At 71.7% G+C, this 15716-nt stretch carries 15 protein-coding genes, 1 tRNA gene and 1 riboswitch; of the genes, 6 read left to right on the top strand and 10 right to left on the bottom strand.

The annotated features are described in order from the left end of the window. Window positions 1-76 precede the first annotated feature (76 nt). Window positions 77-625, top strand: a complete 549-nt coding sequence (locus AB0C22_RS00775; RefSeq protein WP_219465477.1) for a phosphoribosyltransferase family protein — start codon at window positions 77-79, stop codon at window positions 623-625. A 164-nt stretch (window positions 626-789) separates the two neighbouring features. Next, on the top strand, window positions 790-1221 hold the full coding sequence (locus AB0C22_RS00770; RefSeq protein WP_219465476.1) for an ASCH domain-containing protein: 432 nt from the start codon (window positions 790-792) through the stop codon (window positions 1219-1221). 113 nt (window positions 1222-1334) lie between these two features. Here AB0C22_RS00770 and AB0C22_RS00765 read toward each other — a convergent pair whose 3' ends face one another. The 3 genes from AB0C22_RS00765 to AB0C22_RS00755 form a co-directional block, all read right to left on the bottom strand. Beyond that, window positions 1335-2222, bottom strand: coding sequence for an LLM class flavin-dependent oxidoreductase (locus AB0C22_RS00765; RefSeq protein ID WP_219465475.1), 888 nt, complete (start codon window positions 2220-2222; stop codon window positions 1335-1337). Window positions 2223-2283: 61 nt separating this feature from the next. After that, window positions 2284-2547, bottom strand: coding sequence for an e9imm peptide (locus AB0C22_RS00760; protein WP_219465474.1), 264 nt, complete (start codon window positions 2545-2547; stop codon window positions 2284-2286). 675 nt (window positions 2548-3222) lie between these two features. Further along, window positions 3223-3296 (bottom strand) — tRNA-Gly (locus tag AB0C22_RS00755). A 234-nt stretch (window positions 3297-3530) separates the two neighbouring features. On the opposite strand from AB0C22_RS00755, the gene AB0C22_RS00750 reads away from it, so the two are divergent. Continuing rightward, window positions 3531-4565: a zinc metalloprotease gene (locus tag AB0C22_RS00750; protein WP_357532742.1), complete on the top strand. Its 1035-nt coding sequence runs from the start codon at window positions 3531-3533 to the stop codon at window positions 4563-4565. 69 nt (window positions 4566-4634) lie between these two features. Here AB0C22_RS00750 and AB0C22_RS00745 read toward each other — a convergent pair whose 3' ends face one another. Beyond that, window positions 4635-5189 carry a pyridoxamine 5'-phosphate oxidase family protein gene (locus AB0C22_RS00745; RefSeq protein ID WP_357532740.1) on the bottom strand — a complete coding sequence of 185 codons (555 nt, stop codon included), beginning with the start codon at window positions 5187-5189 and terminating at the stop codon, window positions 4635-4637. 191 nt (window positions 5190-5380) lie between these two features. On the opposite strand from AB0C22_RS00745, the gene dcd reads away from it, so the two are divergent. After that, a complete protein-coding gene (gene dcd / locus AB0C22_RS00740; RefSeq protein WP_208565243.1) occupies window positions 5381-5959 on the top strand; it encodes a dCTP deaminase in 579 nt (192 codons plus the stop codon). A gap of 51 nt (window positions 5960-6010) precedes the next feature. Here the strand turns inward: dcd and AB0C22_RS00735 are convergent, their stop codons facing one another. The 4 genes from AB0C22_RS00735 to AB0C22_RS00720 all read right to left on the bottom strand — a co-directional run bounded on the left by AB0C22_RS00735 (window position 6011) and on the right by AB0C22_RS00720 (window position 10837). Beyond that, on the bottom strand, window positions 6011-7051 hold the full coding sequence (locus AB0C22_RS00735) for an NlpC/P60 family protein (RefSeq protein ID WP_357532738.1): 1041 nt from the start codon (window positions 7049-7051) through the stop codon (window positions 6011-6013). Between the two features lie 12 nt (window positions 7052-7063). After that, a riboswitch (cyclic di-AMP (ydaO/yuaA leader) is annotated at window positions 7064-7200 on the bottom strand. A 156-nt stretch (window positions 7201-7356) separates the two neighbouring features. After that, the gene (locus tag AB0C22_RS00730) at window positions 7357-8355 is read right to left on the bottom strand and encodes a C40 family peptidase (protein ID WP_208565241.1); all 999 of its coding nucleotides are present in this window, start codon (window positions 8353-8355) and stop codon (window positions 7357-7359) included. Window positions 8356-8532: 177 nt separating this feature from the next. Further along, the gene (locus AB0C22_RS00725) at window positions 8533-9537 is read right to left on the bottom strand and encodes a hemolysin family protein (protein ID WP_219465458.1); all 1005 of its coding nucleotides are present in this window, start codon (window positions 9535-9537) and stop codon (window positions 8533-8535) included. Next, entirely contained in the window at window positions 9530-10837 is a 1308-nt protein-coding gene (locus AB0C22_RS00720) for a hemolysin family protein (RefSeq protein WP_255598825.1), read from the bottom strand. The genes AB0C22_RS00725 and AB0C22_RS00720 overlap by 8 nt, the downstream gene beginning before the upstream one ends. Window positions 10838-10979: 142 nt before the next feature. Between AB0C22_RS00720 and AB0C22_RS00715 the strand changes: the two genes are divergently transcribed. Next, on the top strand, window positions 10980-11660 hold the full coding sequence (locus AB0C22_RS00715; RefSeq protein WP_255597803.1) for a GPP34 family phosphoprotein: 681 nt from the start codon (window positions 10980-10982) through the stop codon (window positions 11658-11660). A gap of 69 nt (window positions 11661-11729) precedes the next feature. Here AB0C22_RS00715 and AB0C22_RS00710 read toward each other — a convergent pair whose 3' ends face one another. Beyond that, complete coding sequence (locus AB0C22_RS00710) at window positions 11730-13946, bottom strand: (Fe-S)-binding protein (RefSeq protein WP_219465453.1); 2217 nt, start codon at window positions 13944-13946, stop codon at window positions 11730-11732. 287 nt (window positions 13947-14233) lie between these two features. Beyond that, on the bottom strand, window positions 14234-14497 hold the full coding sequence (locus tag AB0C22_RS00705; RefSeq protein ID WP_208565236.1) for a cell division protein CrgA: 264 nt from the start codon (window positions 14495-14497) through the stop codon (window positions 14234-14236). Between the two features lie 229 nt (window positions 14498-14726). On the opposite strand from AB0C22_RS00705, the gene AB0C22_RS00700 reads away from it, so the two are divergent. After that, window positions 14727-15533 (top strand): DUF881 domain-containing protein, encoded by an 807-nt coding sequence (locus AB0C22_RS00700; RefSeq protein ID WP_208565235.1) that lies wholly within the window; start codon window positions 14727-14729, stop codon window positions 15531-15533. Window positions 15534-15716 lie beyond the last annotated feature (183 nt).

Genomic DNA, 15716 nt, shown 5'->3' with positions numbered 1-15716 from the left:
CCAGAATGCCACCGCTGGCATTCACCGCCGAGGATGGGGTCATGACCGCCGCGCCGCGTACCGCGAGGATGGGGCCATGACCGCTGCGCTGCGCGCCCGCCTGGTCGAGCTGTTCCGCTGGGTCGACCCGGGGCCGGGCAGCAGCCACCTGGTCAGCGACGTCTCCGGCTGGTGGCGGGACCCGCAGGTGCTGGCCGGGCTCGGACCAGCCCTGGTCGCGCCGTTCCACCCCGACCGGCCGACCGTCGTCGTCGCCCCCGCGGTGACCGGGTTGATGCTCGGGCCGCTCGCCGCGACCGCCCTCGGTGTCGGCTTCGTCCCGGCCCACAAGCCCGGCGACGGCCGACTCCCCGCCGGCCCGCTGACCTGGGCGCAGAGCCCACCCGACTTCCGGGGCCGGCAGGTCGACCTGGCGGTACGCGACGACCGGCTCGGCGCGGACGACCGGGTGCTCATGGTCGACGACTGGGTCGCCACCGGAGCCCAGGTGCGGGCCGTCCGGGACCTCTGCGCCGCCCGGGGCGCACACTGGGTCGGCGTCGCCGCCGTGGTCGTCGACCTGCCCGACCCGGTCGCCGCCGAACTGGGCGCACGCGGGCTACTCACCCCCGCCGACCTGCCCTGACCCACGCTCCCGTGTCAGCCCGGCCAGGGTGCCGAGCGACTTGGCGACCAGCAGATCGGTCGGCGTGGCCAGGGTCGGGGCGACCTGTCCGGCGACCCAGTCCACCGCCACCGCCGGTGGTGCGCCGGGCGACGGGACAGCGGCACCCCGGTAGCCTCGGCCGCATGTGGCCACGGATCGGCGGACTCCGCACGCTCGCCCTCGGCACCCCCGGTGAGCTGCGCACCACCCTCAACACGCTGGTGCTCACCGGGGTCAAGACGGCCACCGCCGGCCTGCTCACCGAGTACGCCGCCGAGGCCGAGGAGTTGGAGCACGTCGGTGAACGGCTGGCCCTGGTCGACGACCGGGACGCGCTCGTCGGAGTGGTCGAGGTGACTGGAATCGACGTCGTCCCCTTCGCCCGGGTCCCCTGGGACTTCGCCCGCTCCGAGGGGGAGGGCGACCGCTCGATCGAGGACTGGCGGGCGGGGCACGCCGGCTTCTGGGCCCGGGCCGGCACCCCGGTCACCGACGACACCGAGATCGTCTGCATCCGGTTCCGACTGGTCTCGGCCGGCGACGGCGGGATACGCACCGGCGACCTGGGCACCTGAACCGGGCCGGGGCGGCACCCCGTCAGTGTCCGGCCCCCTGCCGGTGCGTGCGGGGTCCCTCAGTGTGCAGCCGCTCAGGGCCCGCGGCACCCCGCAGTGCGTGCGGCGACCTGTCAGGGCGTGCGCAGCTCCGGCAGCAGGCGGGTGGCGACGTCCGCCAGCACCGCCTCGTCGCCCGCGTACCAGCTGCTGGCCCGGGGCCAGTGCGTGATCACGTCGGTGAAGCCGAGCGCCGCCGCCCGCGCGACCTGCTCGGCGAAGAAGTCCGCGCTGCTCAGCGAGAAGACCGGCGCCGAGTCCAGGGAGAGGTACCGGGGCAGGCTGGCCGGGTCGCGGCCGGCCTCGTCGAGGGTACGGTCCATCCGGGCGCAGAGCGTCGCCACCCCGCCCCACCAGGCCGTCAGTTCCTCCTCGCCGGTGCCGGTGGTGACCCAGCCCTGACCGAACCGGGCGACCAACCGCATCGACCGGGGCCCGTTGGCGGCCACCACGAACGGCACCCGGGGTTGCTGCACGCAGCCGGGGTTGTTGCGGGCGTCCACGGCGGAGAACCAGTCACCCCGCCAGGTGGTGCCGTCCTCCCGCAGGATCAGGTCCAGCAGCTCGGTGAACTCACCGAACCGGTCCACCCGCGGCCGGGGCGGCAGCGTCTCCCCGCCCAGCACCGCCGAGTCGAAGCCGATCCCACCCGCGCCGAGACCCAGCAGCAGCCGCCCGCCGCAGATGTCGTCGAGGGTGGTGACCTGCCGGGCGAACGCCGCCGGATGCCGGAAGTTGGGCGAGGCGACCAGGGTGCCGAGCAGGATCCGTTCGGTCACCGTGGCAGCGGCGGTCAGCGTCGACATCGAGTCGAACCAGGGACCGTCGACCAGGTCCCGCCAACCCAGGTGGTCGTACGTCCAGGCGTGGTCGAAGCCCCACGCGTCCACCTGCTGCCAGCGCCGACGCGCCTCCGGCCAGCGCTGGTCGGGAAGGATCACGATGCCAATCCGCATGATCACCAGGGTACGTCCCGACGCCGCCCCCGGCCCTTCCCGTGCCGGGTGCCCGCGCTCACGTGGGTCAGTCAGGCCGGGTCTGCTCCTCGGTCTCCGACCACGGGGTCGCCTTCAGCACGATCGGCCGGTAGGCCAGCGCGCGGTCGACGACCTCGGTGGCCGTCAGCTCCGGGGTGGTCGTGAAGATCAGATCGGAGACGTCCGGACAGACGAGGTCGCGTGCGAGTCTGTCCAGCCAGTCGTTCAGCTCGCCGTCGTCGGCATAGTCGAGCCGCATGATCCGCTCGACGAGGGCGACGGCCTCGTCCCGGGTCAGCTTCGCCGGCACGGTGACCTCCTCGGAGCAGGGTCGATGGCACCCCACATGATCCTCGACGGGGAGGTGTCGAGGTTTCCGCCCCGGGCTGTCGTCCAGGTCGGCCCGGGGTCGGGTGGTCCTGGCGCGTCCTTTCGAGCTGATGTCGTCAACGAATCAGGCGGCGAGTGAGGCGTGACAGGTGGTCAGGCGGGGGGTGACGGGCGGCGGGCGGCGGGCGGCGGGCGGCGGGCGGCGGGCGGCGGGCGGCGGGCGGCGGGCGGCGGGCGGCGGGCGGCGGAGTGTGCTGACGTCGACACCGCTTCGGCCGTCGGTGTGAGTCGTTCACGTCATCAGGTCTAAAGGACGCGCACGGGTATCCGCTCCCCCGCCATGCCGATCGAGTGGGCTTCAGGTCGCCGGGGTCGCCGCCTGGGCGACGTCACCGGGGTCGTAACTCTCGTCGCAACCGCCAAGTCACCAACGCAGGCGGCACCTGGAGCCGCTACCCCGGCCCAAGGCCATGACTTGTTACCGCGACAACCCCGCTGTCGGCCGCGCCGGTGCTCAGCTGGCTTCCGAGCCAGGTGAGTAGCGTCGTGCTGTACTGCCCGCTGATGCTCCCGCCATCGGCACGGTGCGCCCTGGTTGACCTTGGAACATCGAAGGCCCCGACTCGGATTCGCATCCTGGTCAGGGCCTTCGTGGTGGAGCGGGTGACGGGAATCGAACCCGCACTGTCAGCTTGGGAAGCTGATGTTCTGCCATTGAACTACACCCGCAAGCGGAACCACTGTACCTGAGGTGACCACGCCCGCGCACCCTGGCACCCCCGCACGCCGCCGGACACCTTCCGTAGCCGATCGACCACCACCTGCTGAAATGAAACGGTCAGATGTTTCACAGAAGCAGCTTAGGGACGTTCTCAAACGTGTCGATCAGTTGTAACGTCACCCCCACGTTCACGACCTCGGCGCGACATACCCCCTGTCGCGCCGCCAGAAAGAGGTGGGCCCATGGGACTACGTCCCAACCTGCTGACCCGGCGTGCCGCCGGCGTCGCATCGACGACCTTCGCGCTGCTGCTGAGCACTGCTGCGGTGGGCGTCGTGCCTGCGGCTTCCGCATACTCCGCAGCCCCCGACAACGCCTCCTGCGCGGAGCCGGCCGACGTCCACGAGGACGTCCACTCCGACGCGCGCGTTCGCGGCGGCAGCAAGGCCGCGCACAAGCGGCACGACCCGAACCAGCTGACCGCCACGCAGGTCAAGGAGCGGGAGGCGGACTTCGCTGCCGCCCTGCGCAACAGCGCCCTGCGGTCGAAGTCCAGCATCCGCACCGGTTCGAGCGAGGGCACGACGGTGGCGCTGGCCCCGATCACCGTCCCGGTCGTCGTCCACGTGATCCAGCGGGACAGCACCCGGGCCGGGGGCAACATCCCCGACTCGCTGATCAACTCGCAGATCACCGTGCTCAACCAGGCTTACAGCGGTGCGACCGGCGGCGCGGCCACCGGCTTCACCTTCCAGCTCCAGAAGATCAACCGGGTCACCAACGCGTCCTGGTACCCGATCGTGCAGGGCTCCTCGGCCGAGCGGGCGATGAAGACCCAGCTGCGCACCGGCGGCAAGAACACCCTCAACTTCTACCTGGGTGAGCTGAGCGACGACCTGCTCGGCTGGGCGACCTTCCCCAAGCGCACCCTGGACGTGATGGACGGCGTCGTCGTGCTCGGCGAGTCGCTGCCGGGTGGCGCCGCCACCAACTACAACCTGGGTGACACCGGCACCCACGAGGTCGGCCACTGGCTGAACCTCTACCACACCTTCCAGGGTGGTTGCTCGGGCTCGGGCGACGGCGTCTCGGACACCCCGGCCGAGCGTGAGCCGGCCTTCGAGTGCCCGACCGGTCGGGACACCTGCACCGCGTCCGGCAAGGACCCGATCACCAACTTCATGGACTACACCTATGACTCGTGCATGTACCAGTTCACCGCTGGTCAGGCGAGCCGCATGGTGAACGCCTGGACCGCCTACCGCGCGTCGGCCTGACCGACACACCGCAGGCACCGGTGCCGGCTCCGTCCTTCCCGGACGGGGCCGGCACCGTCGTCTTCCGGGTCAGGCGGCGGTACGCCGGGTGTCGAACCCGTGCCGACCACGCCGGGCCGGCCGCTGGTCGGGCAGGTCGGCGACACCCGGCCGGCCCGCTGCCGGGTCCAGCCAGACCTGCACGGCGGGACGCCCGCCGTCGGGGCGCAACTGGCCGCCGTGGTCACGCCGGGTCAGCATGGCGACGTCCACGCTGAACTCGAAGAGCCGCCAGTCGACCTGGGGAGCGGCCCGACCGATCGCAGCCACCAGCGCCACCCGGGCCGGATCGGCCACCGGCTCGGCCCGACCGGCGAGATACGCCTCGTCGTCGCTCTCCTCCGCCGGGAACGAGTGGAGCGCGTAGCGGCCGTCACGTTCGAGGTCGCGTCGCTTGGGTGAGTCGACGACGAAGCAGAAGAGCCCGCCGTCGGTGACCAGCGGGCAGACCGGGTGCACCCGGGGACCACCGTCGGCGCGGACGGTGGCCAGGTAGCCGAAACCCGGCCCGTACTGCTGGAGGAGAAGGCGGATCCCGTCGGCGAGTCGGGGCTCGTCGGCGGCGAATGCGGACCATGATGCCATGCCGTCATCCTATCGAACAGGCGTTCGAAAATCAGTCCGACACGCAGGTGGAAGGGCCCGGCATCCGCCCCGCAGCCACCGCCGACGACGACCGCGGGCGGCCCGGTGGGTCGGGGCGGCCGACGCGCCGACGAGGCCGGCGGGACGGCCCGGTAGGCAGGGCGGACTGGCGTGCTCGATAGGGTGGCCCGATGCTGCTCTCCGACCGGGACCTGGTCTCCGAGATCAAGGCCGGCACGCTGGCGCTGGAGCCGTTCGAGCCGAGTCTGGTGCAGCCGTCCAGCATCGACGTGCGCCTCGACAAGCTGTTCCGGGTCTTCAACAACCACCTCTACACCCACATCGACCCGGCCGTGCAGCAGGACGACCTGACGTCGATGGTCGAGGTGCCGGCGGGCGAACCGTTCGTGCTGCACCCGGGTGAGTTCGTGCTCGCCTCCACGCTCGAGGTCATCTCGCTCGGCGACCAGCTCGCCGGCCGGCTGGAGGGCAAGTCGAGCCTGGGCCGGCTGGGCCTGCTCACCCACTCGACCGCCGGCTTCATCGATCCGGGCTTCTCCGGCCACGTCACGCTGGAGCTGTCGAACGTGGCCAACCTGCCGATCACCCTGTGGCCGGGCATGAAGATCGGCCAGCTCTGCATCTTCCGGCTCTCCTCGCCGGCCGAGCACCCCTACGGCTCGGAGGTGTACGGGTCGCGTTACCAGGGCCAGCGCGGGCCGACGCAGAGCCGCTCCTGGCAGAACTGGCGCATCTGGCCCACCCGCTGACCACACCCCACCGGGCCGGGCCCCCCGGGTCAGGGGGCCCGGACGCGTGGCTCAGCCGGGTCGGCCGTAGCTGTTGACCGGCCCGTCGTCGACCCGCTTCATCGTGATCGGCTTGCCGGCCTGGGAGGCGTGCACGACCCAGCCGTCCCCGACGTACATCCCGACGTGGTGCAGGTCGGAGTAGTAGAAGACCAGGTCGCCGGGGCGCAGGTCGGCCCGGCTGACCCGGTCGGTGACCTGGCGCTGCTGCCGGGCGTTGTGCGGCAGCGACACCCCGGCCTTCGCCCAGGCGGCCATGGTCAGCCCGGAGCAGTCGTAGTTGTTGGGGCCGGCCGCGCCCCACACGTACAGCTTGCCGATCTGGGCGCAGGCGAACTTGACGGCCGTGCCGGACGGGCCGCCGGGGTAGCCGGCCGGGCAGGGTGCCGGGCGCAGTGATCCCCCGCCGCCGTTGCCGTAGACCTTCAGCCGCAGCTTCTGCAATTTGTCGATCTCGGTGTTGATCTGCTTCTTCTTCGCCGCCAACTGGGCCTCGGTACGGGTCAGCTGGGCGACCATCTCGTCCAACGGCGCCTTGGTCGCGGCGAGTTCGTCGCGCAGTGCCGCGACGGTCCGCACCTCGCGCTGTTGGCGGCTGGCGAACCGGTCCAGCAACCCCAACTGCTCGACCACCTGGCTGGGGCTGTGGCTGCCGAGCAGCGCATTGACGGTGGACATGTTCTCGCCCTTGTACGCCTGGACGGCGAGGCCGCTGACCTGGTTCATCGCCTGGTCCACCCGCCGTTGCAGCGGGGCGATCCGCTTGCCCAGCGCGTCGGCCTGCCGACGCTTGGCGGCGAGGTCGGTGCGGGTGGCGTTGTGCTGCTCGATGATCGGTTCGAGCTTGTTCCAGTCCTGGTCGATCTGTCGTTCGATCTCGGCGACCGAGGGGTCGGCGTGGGCTGCCGTGGCGCCACCGGTCAGGGCGACCGCGACGGCGGCAAGGGTGGCGAGGGTGGTGGTGAAGCGGGACCAACGTGGGCGCGGCACCGTCGTCTCGCGGGCGACCTGGGTCGACCGGCGTGACGGTGGGCGCGGGGCATCGTGTGCCACCGGGCTCCGGGCTCCTTCTTCCTCGACCGCCTACCGGGTTAGCTGACGGGTTCGGGCGGGAAGGGAGCGCCCTACCGCAGTGGTTGCGGATTCACCCCGGCGTACCTGGGTCCCCGGCTCGCCCGGAGGCGACTCGGCGGTGCCGGCCGACGCCACCCCGGGTGGGGCGGACCTGGTGCCGACCGACGATTGACCAGAGTAGAGATGGTCGTTATCGATCCGCAACCCGCCGGGCCGGCACACTCCGTGACCGGAAGACGGGCCAACCCCCGGCCCATCGGGCCGGGGGTTGGCGTCTGCGCTGGTCAGGGTCGGCGGAAGCCGGCCACCGGCATGTAGTTGATGCTGGTCACCTGGACCGGCTTACCGGTCCGGGGTGCGTGCACCATCATGTCGTTGCCCAGATAGAGGCCGACGTGGTGCAGGTCGCTGAAGAAGAACACCAGGTCGCCGGGGCGGGCCTCGGAGCGCGGGATGGCCTTGCCCTCGTTCCACTGGGCACCGGTGAAGTGGGTCAGCGAGATGCCGGCCGCCTTGTAGGCGAACTGGGTGAGCCCGGAGCAGTCGAACGAGTTCGGCCCGGTGGCACCCCAGACGTACGGGTCACCGACCTGCGCGCAGGCGGTCGCGATCGCGGTCCGGGCGGCGGAGCTGACCACCCCGTTGATCGTGGGGCAGCCGTTCACCTTGACGGTGGTCTTCGGCATGGCCGCCTGGAGCCGCTTGATCTCAGCGTTGATCTTGGTCTTCTTGGCCGCGAGGTCCTTCTCCTGCTGCACCTCGGCGGCGATCAGCGTGTCGAGCTTCTGCTTCTCGGCGTCGTACTTGCGGCGCACCACGAGCACCGCCTCGACCTCCCGCCGCTGCTCGGCGGCGAGCCGGTCCAGAATGGTCAGCTGCGCGGCGAGGGTGCCCGGCCGGCTGGTGGTGAGCAGCGCGCTCAACTCCTGCGACGGCCCGGACTTGTAGTAGCGGGAGGCGAGGTCGCCCACCCGGCCGAGGGCCAGTTCGCTCTGCAGGGCCAACGGCTCGATCTTCTTCTGCAGGTCGGCCGACTTCTTGCGGTTGACCTTCAGCTGCGCCCGGACCTTGTTGTAGTTCTCGATGGTGGGTTCGAGCTGCTCCCACTGCTTGTCGAGAGCCGCCTCGATCTCCTCGGGCGACGGCGCGGCGTGGGCCGGCACAGCGAGCATCCCGGCACCGACGGCGACCGCCGCGACCACGGTGAGCAGGCGGCGGGCGACCCGCCGAAGGACTGCCGGCCGGGCGGGCGGCTGGCCCTGGACGTGACGTTGAGGGGGCATGGTTGCCACCGGCGTCGACTCCTTTGCAACCGACCGCCGGGCGCCTCGCTAAGGGGAAGAAGGAGGCAGACGACCCACAGCGGCCGGTGCAACATTAGGGGGAGTCCCGGTGGGGAATCAAGGCGGGTGGGCCCTCCATCACATCAGTGCAATCGCTTGCACACAAAGGGTGTTCGCTCAATTTCCAACGATTGCTGTCAATACATCGTCGAGCGTGACCACACCCAGGGGGCGGCGACCGTCGCTCACCAGCACCATGTGCCGCCGCTCGCGTCGCATCGCCAGCAGCAGATCGGCCAGCGTACGGTCCGGTGGCACCACGGCCAGCGGCCGGTAGACCTCGGCCGGCACCGGCGCTCGACGGGACGCCCCGGCGTACCCCAGGACGTCCTTGACGTGCACGAAGCCCAGCACCCTGCGGGTGGAACGCTGCACCACCGGGAAGCGGGACCGGCCGGTGGTGGTCGCCAGCACCTCCAGAGAGGCCGGTGAGACGTCCTCGGCCACCGTGGTCACCGTCGACCACGGCTGCAGCGCGTCCGCCGCCGTCCGGGCGTGCAACGCCAACGCGCCGGTGATCCGGGCGTGCTCCTCGGCGTCGAGCAGCCCCTCGGTACGGGCCTGGGCCACCAGCCCGGCCAACTCCTCGGCGGTGAAGACCGTCTTGACCGCGTCGGCGGCCTCCACCGCCCACAGCCGCAGCACCTGCCGGGCCGCCCACTTCATCGCCAGCAGCAGCGGCTTGGTGGCCAGGCAGAACGCCAGCATCGCCGGCCCCAGCCAGAGCGCCGACGGCTCCGGCCCGGCCAGGGTGATGTTCTTCGGCACCATCTCGCCGACCACCGTGTGCAGGAAGACCACCACGCCCAGGGCGATCAGGAAGGAGACCGGGTGCACCGCGCCCGCCGGCAGCAGCACCGCGTGGAACACCGGCTCCAGCAGGTGGGCCAGGGCCGGCTCGGCGATCGCGCCCAACCCGAGCGAGCAGACGGTGATGCCGAGCTGCGCCCCGGCGATCATCAGCGGGATCTGGTTCATCGCCGACAACGCCCACCGGGCCCGCTTCGAGGTCGCGGCCAACGGCTCCACCACCGTGTGCCGGGACGCGATCAACGCGAACTCGCTGCCCACGAAGAACGCGTTGCCGAGCAGCAGCACCACCGCCACCAGCAGCTCAGTCATCGACGTGCGGCTCCTCGGGGCGAACCACCCGGACCTGTTCGATCCGGTGCCGCTCCACCTCGACGACGGTGAACTCGTAACCGTCCGCCCCGGTCGTCTCGCCGGGCAGCGGGATGTGCCCCAGCCGGGCCATCAGGAACCCCGCCAGCGTCTCGTACGGCCCCTCGGGGAGCCGGAAGCCGGTCTGCTCGTACAGTTCGTCCTCCCGCAGCACCCCGTCGACCAGGACGGTCCGTTCCCCACCCGGCACGGTCAGCCCGGTGTCGTGGGCGTCGTCCACCGTGGCCGGGTCGAACTCGTCGGCGATCTCCCCGACCAGCTCCTCGACCAGGTCCTCGACGGTCACCACCCCGTCGGTGCCGCCGTACTCGTCGACCACGATCGCCAGGTCGGACCCGGCGGCCTTCAACGCCGCCAGCACGCCGTCGAGGTCGAGGCTCTCCGGCACGTACACCGGCTCGCGGGCGACCGAGGCGACGGTGGTGCCGGCCCGCGCGGCCAGCGGCACCCCGAGCGCGTCGGGTACGGCCGCGACCCCGGTGACCAGGTCGAGGGTCTCCTCGTAGACCGGGAACCGGGTCCGACCGGTCCGGCGGGACAGGTCGAGCAGCTCGGCGACGGTGGCGGTGGCCCGCAGCGCGATCACGTCCACCCGGGGGGTCATCGCCTCGGCGGCCCGCTTGTCGCCGAAGCGGATGGTGCGCCGCAGCAGCATGGCGGTGTCCGGTGGCAGCGCCCCGGCGCGGGCCGAGATGGCCGCGAGCAGGCCCAGTTCCTCCGGGGAGCGGGCGCTGGCCAACTCCTCCTGCGGCTCCACCCCGAGCTGGCGGACCAGCCGGTTGGCCGAGTTGTTCAGCCCTCTGATCAGCCAGCCGAAGGCCCGCGAGAAGGCGCGCATCGGCCCGGCGGTGGCCAGCGCTGCCGGCATCGGCCGGGCCAGCGCCAGGTTCTTCGGCACCAGCTCGCCGAAGAGCATCGAGAGCAGGGTGGCCAACGCCAGGGCGAGCAGCGGACCGAACCGGTCCGCACCGCCCAGCGGGGCCAGCAGCGGGTCGAACAGCCGGGCGAGGGCCGGTTCGGCCAGGTAGCCGGTGAGCAGCGCGGTGAGGGTGATGCCGAGCTGCGCCCCGGAGAGCTGGAAGGACAATTCGCGCAGCGCCCGACGGACGGTGGCGGCGGTGGTGTCGCCGGCCTCGGCCCGCCGGTCGATCTCCGCCCGATCGACGGTGACCAGGGCGAACTCGGCCGCAACGAAGAACGCGTTGCCGGCGGTCAGCAGCACGAAGCCGACCAGGGGCAACAGCGTACCGAGCAGCAGAGAGTCGATGGGCGTGATTGTTTCACGACCGCGTCCCGCAGTCACCGGGGCGTGGCTCACCGTCACCGGCGTCGTCGGATCGGCCCAGCGGCGGGACTCGCGCCACCGGGTTAGCGTGGACGGCATGGCACCACTCACCCTCGCCGACGAACTGGTCCTGCTCGCCTACGACGACACCGGGGTGAACCGGCTCGGCCGGCCCCACCTCGACTACGGGCTGTCCGGGGCGGTCCTGCTGGAGCTGGCCCTCGCCGGTCGGGTCGAGGTGGCCGACGACCGGCTGGCGGTGACCGACCCGACTCCGGTCGGCCGGCCGGTGCTCGACGACGCCCTCGCCCGGGTGGCCGCCGACGGCAAGCGTCGCCGACCCAAGGACTGGATCAGCCGGCTGGCCAAGGGGCTGCCCGACCGGGTGCTGTCGGGTCTGGTCGACACGGGGGTGCTGCGCCGGGACTCCGACCGGGTGCTGCTGGTCTTTCCGCGTACCCGCTATCCGTCGCCGACCGGCGCGGAGCCGACGGCGGAGACGGCGGCCCGGCAGCGGATGCTCGACGCGCTGCTCGCCGACGGCCCGGTGGAGGCCCGGACGGCCGCGCTGCTCGGCCTGACCCGGGCGGTGGGGCTGGACCGCAAGCTCTTCCGGGAGCTGCCCAAGGAGCGGCTCAAGGCCCGCACCACGGAGATCGCCGACGGGGACTGGGCGTCCGCGGCGACGAAGAAGGCGATCGAGGAGACCCAGGCCGCGATCATGATGGCGACCACGGTGACCACCACGGCCGCCATCATCACCACCACGACGTCCTGACGACCGCTGCGGCGGCGGCACCGGTGGGTGCCGCCGCCGTCGTGCGTCCGCCCCGGCGGGGGTACGACCTCAGCCGGCGGTCGGCGCGGTCTCCTTCTCGCCCGGCGCGGTGTCCGGCTTGACCGAGCGCAGCAGCACGCTGGCCACGTCGACCACCTCGACCTGCTCGCCGGCGCCCTTGCCGTTCACCCCGTCGTTGAGCATCGTCGAGCAGAACGGGCAGCCGACGGCGACCGTGCGCGCCCCGGTGGACATGGCCTCCTCGACCCGGTCCACGTTGATCCGCTTGCCGATCTTCTCCTCCATCCACATCCGGGCGCCGCCGGCGCCGCAGCAGAAGGAGCGCTCGCTGTTGCGGGGCATCTCGATCAGGGTGCCGTCGGCGCTGCCACCGCCGTTGACGGCGCTGCCGAGCACCTCCCGGGGCGCCGCGAAGACCCGGTTGTGCCGGCCCAGGTAGCAGGGGTCGTGGTAGGTGACGCCGCCGTCGACCGGCTGCACCGGGGTGAGCTTGCCGGTGCTGACCAGGTGGGCCAGGAGCTGGGTGTGGTGGACCACCTCGAACTCGCCACCGAGCTGGCCGTACTCGTTGCCGAGGGTGTTGAAGCAGTGCGGGCAGGTGGCGACGATCTTGCGCTTGGTCTTGTCCCGGCCCTCGAACGCCTCGTTGAGGGTCTCGACGTTCTGCTGGGCGAGCATCTGGAAGACGAACTCGTTGCCGATCCGGCGGGCCGGGTCACCGGAGCAGGTCTCGCCCTCACCGAGGATGGCGAAGGAGACGCCCGCCTCGTTGAGCAGGGTGGCGACCGCGCGGGTGGTCTTCTTGGCCCGGTCCTCGAACGCCCCGGCGCAGCCGACCCAGAACAGGTACTCGAAGTCGTCGACCTCGCCGACCCGGGGCACCGGGAAGCTCAGGCCCTTGGTCCAGTCCTCGCGGGTGTTCTGCGGGGCACCCCACGGGTTGCCCTTGTTCTCCAGGTTGCGCAGCATGACGCCGGCCTCGGACGGGAAGCTCGACTCGATCAGCACCTGGTAGCGCCGCATGTCGACGATGTGGTCGACGTGCTCGATGTCGACCGGGCACTGCTCGACGCAGGCCCCGCAGGTGGTGCAGGACCACAGCACGTCCGGGTCGATCACACCGCCGGCCTCGGCGTCACCGATCAACGGCTTGTCGGCCTCGGCGAGGGTGAGCACGTCGAGGTGGGCGAGCTGCGCCGCGGTGGCCTTCTCCTCGCCGGTCAGGTCCTTGCCGCCCCCGGCCAGCAGGTAGGGCGCCTTGGCGTACGCGTGGTCGCGGAGGCTGAGCACGAGCAGCTTGGGCGACAGCGGCTTGCCGGTGTTCCAGGCCGGGCACTGCGACTGGCAGCGCCCGCACTCGGTGCAGGTGCTGAAGTCGAGCAGCCCCTTCCAGGTGAACTGCTCGACCTGGGCGACGCCGAACTGGTCCTTCTCGGGGTCGGCCTCCTCGAAGTCGAGCGGCTTGCCCTGGCTCGTCATCGGCCGCAGCGGGCCGAGCCCGGAGCCGGCCGGCCGGTCCGGCTCGCGCTTGAAGAAGATGTTGAAGAACGCCAGGAAGCGGTGCCAGGCGACGCCCATCGTCACGTTCAGCGCGATGACGATCAGCCAGGTCATCGAGATGACGATCTTGATGAGGGCGGCGATGCTCACGCCGGCCGGCCAGGCGGGCAGCAGCGCGCCGACGGCGTGGCTGACCGGGGTGGCCCAGAGCGGGTACTCGAAGTGGTCGGTGGCGACCTTGAAGCCCCGGATCACGAACCCCATGACCAGCACGGCGAGGACGACCGCCTCGACGAAGTAGCCCTGCCACATGGTGGAGCCGGTGAACCGGGAGCGCCCACCCGGCCGGGTCGGCCGGTTGCGGATCCGGATCGCGATCAGCACTGCGATGCCGACCGTGCCGAGCACCGCGATCACCTCGGTGACCAGGCCGTACACGGCGAGGCCACCGATCAGCGGCAGCCCGCCGGTCGACGAGACGACCTCGAAGTACGCCTCCAGCACGAGCAGTGACAGCACGATGAAGCCGACCATCACGAACCAGTGCGCGGCCCCCACCACGCCCCACCTGAGCATTCGGGTGTGGCCGGCCGTCTCGACCAGCATGGTCTTCGCCCGGGTGCCCTTGTCGGTGAACCGCTCCGGCGCGGGTTGCCCCAGCCGGATGACGGCCACCATCTTCCGCACCGCACGCACCGCGAGCCACACCGCCACCGCGGTGATGGCGGCGGCGAGGACCGTGGTGACGATCTGGACGCTGCCCATCGAGTTGGCCTCCCGGTCTGCTGCCTGGCGAGCGGCGCGGCGGCCGGGGCCGGTTCAGGAGGTGCCCGGCCTGCCGCCGCCGCACCCCCGACCGGACCGGTCGACGACCTCGCTCCGCTCGGTCATGCGGTGCAGCCTACGCGAAAGTTACCCGACGGTAACGTGAATCTTCTCGCACCAGGCCACGCCGCCCTGCGGACACCATAGGGGGCCCGACGCCGAAGCGCCGGGCTGGGGGCGTACGCGATGACCTGGGTCGTGTCGTGGAGGGCGCCGCAGCGCCGGGCTCAACGCCAGCGGGAGAGCAGCACCAGGGAACCCACCATCGCGCCGAAACCGACCGCGAGGTTCCAGTAGCCCCACGAGGCGACCGGATACTCCTGCTCGGAGAGGTAGTAGACCACCAGCCAGCCGATGCCGCCGACGATCAACGCGACAGCGGTCACCGGCAGCCACACCGGGCTAGGCTTGCGCGTCGCCGCGGTCGTCGTCGGACGGACGTCCGTCGGCGGGGTGTACACCTTCTTCTTACGGACCTGAGACTTGGGCACGACGCTCTCCAGAGGGGTGACGACCTCGTCCGGCCTGACAACCGGGCGCGGGGGCGACGGTCCATGGCCAATAATGTTCGACAGCTAGCGTAGTCCGGAAGGCCGGTTCAGGCCATGAATGGGGTCGATCCGGTGCCCACGGTGACCGGATTCGGTCGGGTCGACGCGCCGTCGACGACCCGATCCGCACCGTGACGGGCGTCACCAGACGACGGGAGAGGAACGCAGGGTGGAGTACACATCCGGTGCGGCGTCCTGGCAGAAGGCCATGCGCCGGGCGGTCGCCGCCTTCCTGCCCCGCCGCCCCCGGCAGCGCCGACCGGGCTGGTCGATCGGCGTGCCACTGATCGCCGCCGCCGCCGGACTGCTCTTCACCACCACGGCGACCACGGCGGGCGGCACCGCCCTGCGGGAGGACCGCCGGCCCCAGCTCACCCAGCTGATCGAGGACCGCCGGGAGCAGGTGGCCGCCAGCGAGCTGCGGGCCGCCCGGCTGCGCGCCGACGTGGAGGGCGAGACCGAGACCCTGGCCGACACCGACGCACCGATCAAGGAGCAGCGGGACCGCGCCCAGGGCCTCCAACAGGCGGCCGGCTTCACCGCGCTCACCGGCTCCGGGGTGACGGTCGAGTTGAACGACGCCCCCCGCCGCAACGACGGCACCCTACCCAAGGGCGCCACCAACGACGACCTCGTCGTCCACCAGGGTGACGTGCAGGCCGTGGTCAACGCGCTCTGGGCCGGAGGCGCGGAGGCCATGTCCATCATGAACGTCCGCGTGCTCTCCACCAGCGCGGTACGCTGCGTCGGTAACACCCTGCTGCTGCACGGCCGGGTGTACTCGCCACCATTCAAGATCGTAGCAATCGGCGATCCCGCTGCCCTCCAGCAGGCCCTCGCCGGCTCGCAGGGAGTCGGGTTGTTCAAGCAGGCGGTCGACCACTACCAGCTCGGCTACTCCGAGCACGTCGGCTCCGTCACCGTGCCCGCGTTCGAGGACTCCACGGCGCTGCGATCGGCGACGGTGCCGCGATGACCCGGCAGGGCGGGGGTCCGCACGGCGGCGACCAGCACGACGAGCCGACCGCGTTCCTCCCCAGGGTCGACCGGTCCACGCCGCCCGCCGCCACCCGCACCGAGCCGGCCCGCCCGGAACCCACCGGCCCCTGGCCCACCCCCGTGCTCCCGGCACGCCAACCGCCACCCGCCTGGCCGGGCG

It is taken from the genome of Micromonospora sp. NPDC048894, assembly GCF_040649765.1.
Lineage (GTDB): Bacteria > Actinomycetota > Actinomycetes > Mycobacteriales > Micromonosporaceae > Micromonospora > Micromonospora antibiotica.
Note: the sequence above shows the minus strand (reverse complement) of the source record. Positions and strands in the feature narration are given on the sequence as shown.

What these genes read in the sequence shown, in the direction of transcription:
- AB0C22_RS00715 (WP_255597803.1), top strand. Translation starts at nt 10,980, where the DNA reads ATGGCACCACTCACCCTCGCCGACGAACTGGTCCTGCTCGCCTACGAC.
- AB0C22_RS00750 (WP_357532742.1), top strand. Translation starts at nt 3,531, where the DNA reads ATGGGACTACGTCCCAACCTGCTGACCCGGCGTGCCGCCGGCGTCGCA.
- AB0C22_RS00775 (WP_219465477.1), top strand. Translation starts at nt 77, where the DNA reads ATGACCGCTGCGCTGCGCGCCCGCCTGGTCGAGCTGTTCCGCTGGGTC.
- AB0C22_RS00725 (WP_219465458.1), bottom strand. Translation starts at nt 9,537, where the DNA reads ATGACTGAGCTGCTGGTGGCGGTGGTGCTGCTGCTCGGCAACGCGTTC.
- AB0C22_RS00770 (WP_219465476.1), top strand. Translation starts at nt 790, where the DNA reads ATGTGGCCACGGATCGGCGGACTCCGCACGCTCGCCCTCGGCACCCCC.
- AB0C22_RS00710 (WP_219465453.1), bottom strand. Translation starts at nt 13,946, where the DNA reads ATGGGCAGCGTCCAGATCGTCACCACGGTCCTCGCCGCCGCCATCACC.
- AB0C22_RS00745 (WP_357532740.1), bottom strand. Translation starts at nt 5,189, where the DNA reads ATGGCATCATGGTCCGCATTCGCCGCCGACGAGCCCCGACTCGCCGAC.
- dcd (WP_208565243.1), top strand. Translation starts at nt 5,381, where the DNA reads ATGCTGCTCTCCGACCGGGACCTGGTCTCCGAGATCAAGGCCGGCACG.
- AB0C22_RS00730 (WP_208565241.1), bottom strand. Translation starts at nt 8,355, where the DNA reads ATGCCCCCTCAACGTCACGTCCAGGGCCAGCCGCCCGCCCGGCCGGCA.